We start from the raw sequence: 5749 nt of genomic DNA on the forward strand, positions 1-5749 counted from the left end.
ACCCGCGACTCCCCACCCACCCCCAACGACACCAAAAAACGCGCCAAACGATTCGCCCGCGCATCCAACTCCCCATACGACACACCAACCCCCGCGAACTCCACCGCCACAGCCCCCGGCGCACGCACAACCTGCTCCTCGAACAACTCTGGGAGTGAGGCCTTCGGTAGGGGCAGGTCCTCCCCGCGATGCGCGGGCGGAATCCGGCGTTCGGCGGGAGCGCGTACGTCGACGCGGCCGACCGGGAGCTGCGTCTCGTGGGCGATGGCGCGCAGGGCCTGGAGGAGCCGTTGGCCCAGTGACCGCGCCCGGGCCTCGGTGACGGCGTCCGTGCGGTATTCGAGACGCAGGCGCAGGCACTCGCCCGGGTGGACGAGGAGGGTCAGGGGATAGTGCGTGGCGTCACGGCCGCGCATGTCGGTGATACGCAGTTCGCCGCCGGTTCCGGTGTCGCCCACCGTGCCGCGCGGGGCGGCGGGGTAGTTCTCGTACACCAGGAGGCTGTCGAACATCTGGGTGGTGCCGGACAGGCCGCTGAGCTGTCGGATGGACGGCAGGTCCAAGTGGTGGTGCGGCATGAGCCGGGTCTGTTCCCGCTGGACGCGGCCGATCAGGTCGGCGAGGCGTTCGGCGGGGCGCAGCCGTACGCGTACGGGGATGGTGTTGATGAAGAGGCCGACCATGGTTTCGACGCCTTCGACGTCCGCCGGGCGTCCGGACACCGTCGCTCCGAAGACGATGTCGTCCTTGCCGGTGAACTGGGCCAGCACAAGGGCCCATGCTGTCTGCACGAGGGTGCCTGCGGTGACCCCGAGGCGGCGGGCGACCGGGGTGAGAGCGGCGGTCGTGGCGGTGTCCAGCTCCAGTTCGACCTCGTCCGGCAGCTCGGGGGCGGGAGCCGCCTGCGCGGCCGGGGCGATCAGCGAGGGTTCGTCGAAGCCGCCCACGGCTTCGGCCCATGCCGCGCGGTCGGCGGCCCGGTCCCGCCGTGAGAGCCACTCCAGGTGCTCGCGCGGCGAGCGCACCCTGGGCAGCTCGCGGTCGTCGCCTCCGGTGGCGTACAGGGTGACCAGGTCGCGCAGCACGATCGGCAGTGACCACCCGTCGAGCAGCAGGTGGTGGTTGGACATCACGAAGACGTGCCGGTCCCGCGCCACGCGGATGCACAGGAAGCGGACCAGGGGCGGGGTCGCGAGGTCGAAGCGCTCGTACCGGTCGGCGCGCAGCAGTTCCTCCAGGCGCCCGGCACGGTCCGGCTCCGCGGTCCCCGACAGGTCGTGATCGCGCCACGGCAGCGGGACTTGACGCGGGATCAGTTGTACGGGCCTGCTGAGTCCTTCGTGCCGGAAGGCGGCCCGCAGGCCGGGATGCCGGGCGAGGAGGGCCCGTGCCGCCTGCTTGAGCGAGGGCACGGACAGGTCGCCGGTCAGTTCGACGACCAGTTGGACGGCGTACACGTCGGGGGCGTCACCGCTGTAGAGCCGGTGGAAGAGGAGGCCTTCCTGCAGCGGGGAGAGCGGCAGGATGTCCTGCAGGCCCGAGGTGTTCATAAGGTCCTCCACTCGGCTTCGAGGGCGTCGATCTCGTCTTGGCTGAGGCCTGCGCCGAGCAGGTCCGACGGAGTGCGGCCGCCGGCGTCCGGTGCGGCGGCGTGGTCGGCCAGGGCGCCCAGGGCCTCGAACCACGTCCGGGCCAGCTCTTCCACGCGGTGCTTGTCGAACAATCCGTCCGCCCAGGTCCAGATGGCGACGAGGTGGGTGCCGGTGTCGTCCTCGCGCACCATCGTGTTCAGTTCGAGGGCGTGCGGGAGCGGGATGCGGGCGTCGTCCGTGCCGCCCAGGCCCTCCAGGCTGCCGAGGCCGTGTTCCGTTCGGTCGGCCGAGCCGCGGGTGCGGCCGAGGTTGTTGTAGCCGATCTGTGCGGCGGGCAGTGCTTTGAGCGCGTCGGCCGTGCGGGGGTTGAGGTAGCGCAGCAGTGCGTAGCCGTATCCGTCCCCGGGCAGGGCGCGCACCTGTTCCTTGACGGTCTTCAGCGCTTGGCCGGCGGCCGGGCCGGCGGCCAGGGCGTCGCCGATGTCGATGCCGGCGAGGTCCAGGCGTACCGGGTGGATGTCGGTGAACCAGCCGACGGTCGTCGTCAGGTCCGCCCCCGGCACCAGTTCCTCGTGCCGGCCGTGGCTCTCCACGTCCACGAGAAGGTCCGTTCCGGTGCCGCGCCAGTGTGCGACGGCCAGCGCCAGCGCGGTGAGCAGTACGTCGTCGACGCCGGCGTGGAAGGCGGCGGGCACGGCGTCGAGGGCGCGCCCCGCGACGTCGGGCGGCAGGGTGAGGGAGAGACTCCGCGCGGTGCCCAGCGTGTCCCTGGCCCGGTCCAGGGGGCGGCTGCCGAGCTGCTGTCGGGGTCCGGACAGTACCCGGATCCAGTCGTCGGCCTCGGCGGCGCGCTCGGGGCTGTGGGCGGCGGTGTGCATCGCGTGGGCCCAGCGGCGCAGTGACGTTCCGACGGGGCGCAGTTCGGGGGTGCGTCCTTCTCGGTGGGCGTTCCAGCATGTGATGAGTTCGGGCAGGAGGATGCGCCAGGACACCTCGTCGACCGCGAAGTGGTGGATCACGAGGAGGACCAGGCCCGGGTGTCCGGCGCCGCGGTCGAACCAGACCACCTCGACGAGGCGGCCCTCGCGGGGGGCGAGGCGGGCCCTGGCGGCGTCGGCCTCGGCGGCGACGCGGGCGGACAGGTCGTCGGGGGACGCGGCGGCTCGGGACAGGTCGACACGGCGCACGGATTCCGCGAGGTCCATGGTGTCCGGTTCCCGTACCTCCAGGACCTGGTCGTCGCCGTCGCCCACGAGGCGCAGCCGCAGCGCGTCGTGGCGGCGTACGACCGTGGTCACGGTGGCCACGAGCGTCGCGATGTCGCTGCCCGGCGGCAGCTCCACCAGCCGGGACTGGGCGAACCGGTCGATGGGGCCGCCGAGTTCGGTGAAGCGGCGCAGCACGGCGGTGGGCCGCAGCGGCCCCTCTTCGTGGATGTGCTCGTCGGCCGCCGCCCGGTCCCGCGAGCGGGCGGCGGTGGCGAGCGCGGCGGGCGTCTGGTGGGTGAACACGTCGCGCGGGCTCAGGTCCAGTCCGGCGGCGCGGGCCCGGCCGACGAACTGGATCGAGGAGATGCTGTCGCCCCCGAGGTCGAAGAAGCGGTCGTCGGGCCCGGCCGAGTCGAGGCCGAGCACCTCGGCGAAGATCTCGCACAGGAGCGTCTCGCGGCGACCGCGTGGCGTGGCTCGCACGGTGTGCTGCGGCTGGGGCAGCGCGGCGCGGTCGGCCTTGCCGTTCGGGGACAGGGGCAGTGCGTCCAGGACGACGAAGGCCGAGGGCACGGCGTGGGCGGGCAGGGTGGCCGAGGTGAACGCCCGCAGGGTCTCCGAGTCGAGTCGGGCGCCCGGTTCGGGGACGGCGTAGCCGACCAGCCTGCGCTGTCCGGGCCGGTCCTCGCGGACGGTGGCCGCGGCCTGCGCGACGCCGGGGCAGCGCAGCAGTACGGACTCGATCTCGCCGAGCTCGATCCGGAATCCGCCGAACTTCACCTGGTCGTCGCGGCGCCCGGCGAACTCCAGGGTGCCGTCGGTCCGTCGGCGCGCCAAGTCCCCGGTGTCGTACATCCGCTCTCCCGGGCGGCCGAAGGGATCGGCGACGAAACGTGCGGCCGTCAGGTCCGGCGCCCGGTGGTAGCCGCGGGCGAGTCCGGTGCCGGCGATCCACAGCTGCCCCACGGTGCCCGGTGGCACGGGTCGCAGTCGGGTGTCGAGTACGTAGATCCGCTTGTTGCGGAACGGGACACCGATCGGCACCGAGCCGGTCGCTTCCGGGTGGCCGGTGCCGATCTCCCCGGCGGTGGCCGCGATGGTCGTCTCGGTGGGCCCGTAGCCGTTGAACAGCCGGTGCCGGACGGACCAGCGCCGCGCGGTGGCCGGCGGGCAGGTGTCACCCGTGACGGTGATGACCCTGCCGGCGGGCAGCTCCTCCTCGGTCAGGCTGGCGACGACGGCGGGTGGCAGGGTCATGTGGGTGACGTCGGCTGCGGTGACGAAGCGGGTCAGGTCCTCGCCCAGCGCCTGGTCGGCGGGTGCCAGGACGAGTGTCGCCCCGGACAGCAGCGCGCCGAACACGTCCCACAGGGACGCGTCGAAGCTGGTGGACGCCATTTGCAGCACGCGGCTGCCGCGCTTCAGGCCCCAGCGGTCGACGGCGGTGGACACCATGCTCGGCAGACCGCCGTGCGGGATCACCACGCCCTTGGGGCGGCCGGTGGAACCGGAGGTGTAGATGACGTAGGCCGCGCTGTCCGGGCCGGTGGCGCTCGCGAGGTCGGGGTCGTCGGGAGCGAGGCAGGCAGCGAGGTCGGGGCCGGTGGTGGCCGTCAGGGCGGCCACCACCTCCGGGGCGTCCAGGATGAGCAGGGGGGTGCTCTGGTGCGCGATGCGCTCACGCAGGTCGCCCGCGGTGATGACCAGCTGCGGCGCACTGTCCTGGAGCATGAAGCGCAGACGGTCGTCCGGGTAGCCGGGGTCGAGGGGGAGGAACGCGCCGCCCGCCTTGAGGACCGCCAGGATCGCCACCACCCACGCCTCGGAGCGCTCCAGGGCGATGCCGACGAAGGTCTCCGGTCCGATGCCGTGCCCGGTGAGGAGGCGGGCCAGGCGGCCGGCGCGCCGGTCCAGCTCGGCGTAGGTCAGCGTCCTCGTGCCGAAGACCACGGCGGGGTCGTCCGGGGCGGCTGCCACGCAGGCGTCGAACATGGCTGTCACCGTGTCGGCGCCGATGGTGTGACGGGTGTCGTTCCACCCGTGGACGACGTCGTGCCGCTCGGCGGGGGTGAGGACGTCGTAGGCGTGCAGCCGGTGGCCGGGGTCGGTGACGAGTGAGGTCAGGAGGTGTACGAGGCGTTCGGCGAGGGCGGCGCAGGTCGCCGGGTCGAACAGGTCGGTGTTGTACTCCAGGATGCCGTGGAGACCGCCCCGTTCGGGGCCGTGGCCGCCGGGCTTCTCGGCAGCGGGCAGGTCGGCGAAGGCGAAGGTGAGATCGGTCTTGGCCGCCCCGGTCTCCACCGCCTGCGGCCGCACCGCAAGACCCGTCAGTTCCTGGATCTCCTGGGACGGAGGGACGATATCCGCGTTGTTGAGGGTGAGCATGACCTGGAAGAGGGGGTGGCGGGACAGGGACCGCTCAGGGTTGAGGATCTCCACCAGCCGCTCGAAGGGCAGGTCCTGATGCGCGTACGCCTCCAGGTCACTCTCCCGCACCCGGGCCACCAGCTCACGGAACGTCGGATCGCCCGAAACATCCGTGCGCAGCACGAGGCTGTTGATGAACAAGCCCACCAGGTCGTCCACCGCGTCGTCGGTACGCCCCGCGACCGGGGTGCCGATGGGGATGTCCTCCCCCGCACCGCACCGTGCCAGCAGCAGACCCAAAGCTGCCTGCAACACCATGAACACGCTCGCACCGCTCTCCCGGGCCACCCGCGCGATACCGGCATGCACGGGCCCGGGCACGGTGAACTCCACCCGTGCCCCGCGCTGCGAGGCAACCGCCGGACGCGGACGGTCCACCGGCAACACGATCTCCGCCGGCAGGCCGGCGAGCCGCTCCCGCCAATAGGCGACCTGCGCCGAGACCAGACTCTCCGGGTCCTCCTCCGAACCGAGCGCCTCCCGCTGCCACACAGCGAAGTCCGCGTACTGCACCGGCAACAC

The 5749-nt window shown here is 72.6% G+C and carries 2 protein-coding genes; both read right to left on the minus strand.

The window, feature by feature from the left end:
• On the minus strand, positions 1–1550 hold a 1550-nt coding region (locus ACZ5GP_RS33875), incomplete at its 3' end, for a condensation domain-containing protein (protein ID WP_468754508.1).
• A partial coding sequence (locus ACZ5GP_RS33880) for an amino acid adenylation domain-containing protein (RefSeq protein WP_468754509.1) occupies positions 1547–5749 on the minus strand: 4203 nt, incomplete at its 5' end. The genes ACZ5GP_RS33880 and ACZ5GP_RS33875, both read right to left, overlap by 4 nt.

The sequence above is a fragment of the Streptomyces sp. NPDC031466 genome (assembly GCF_055581265.1).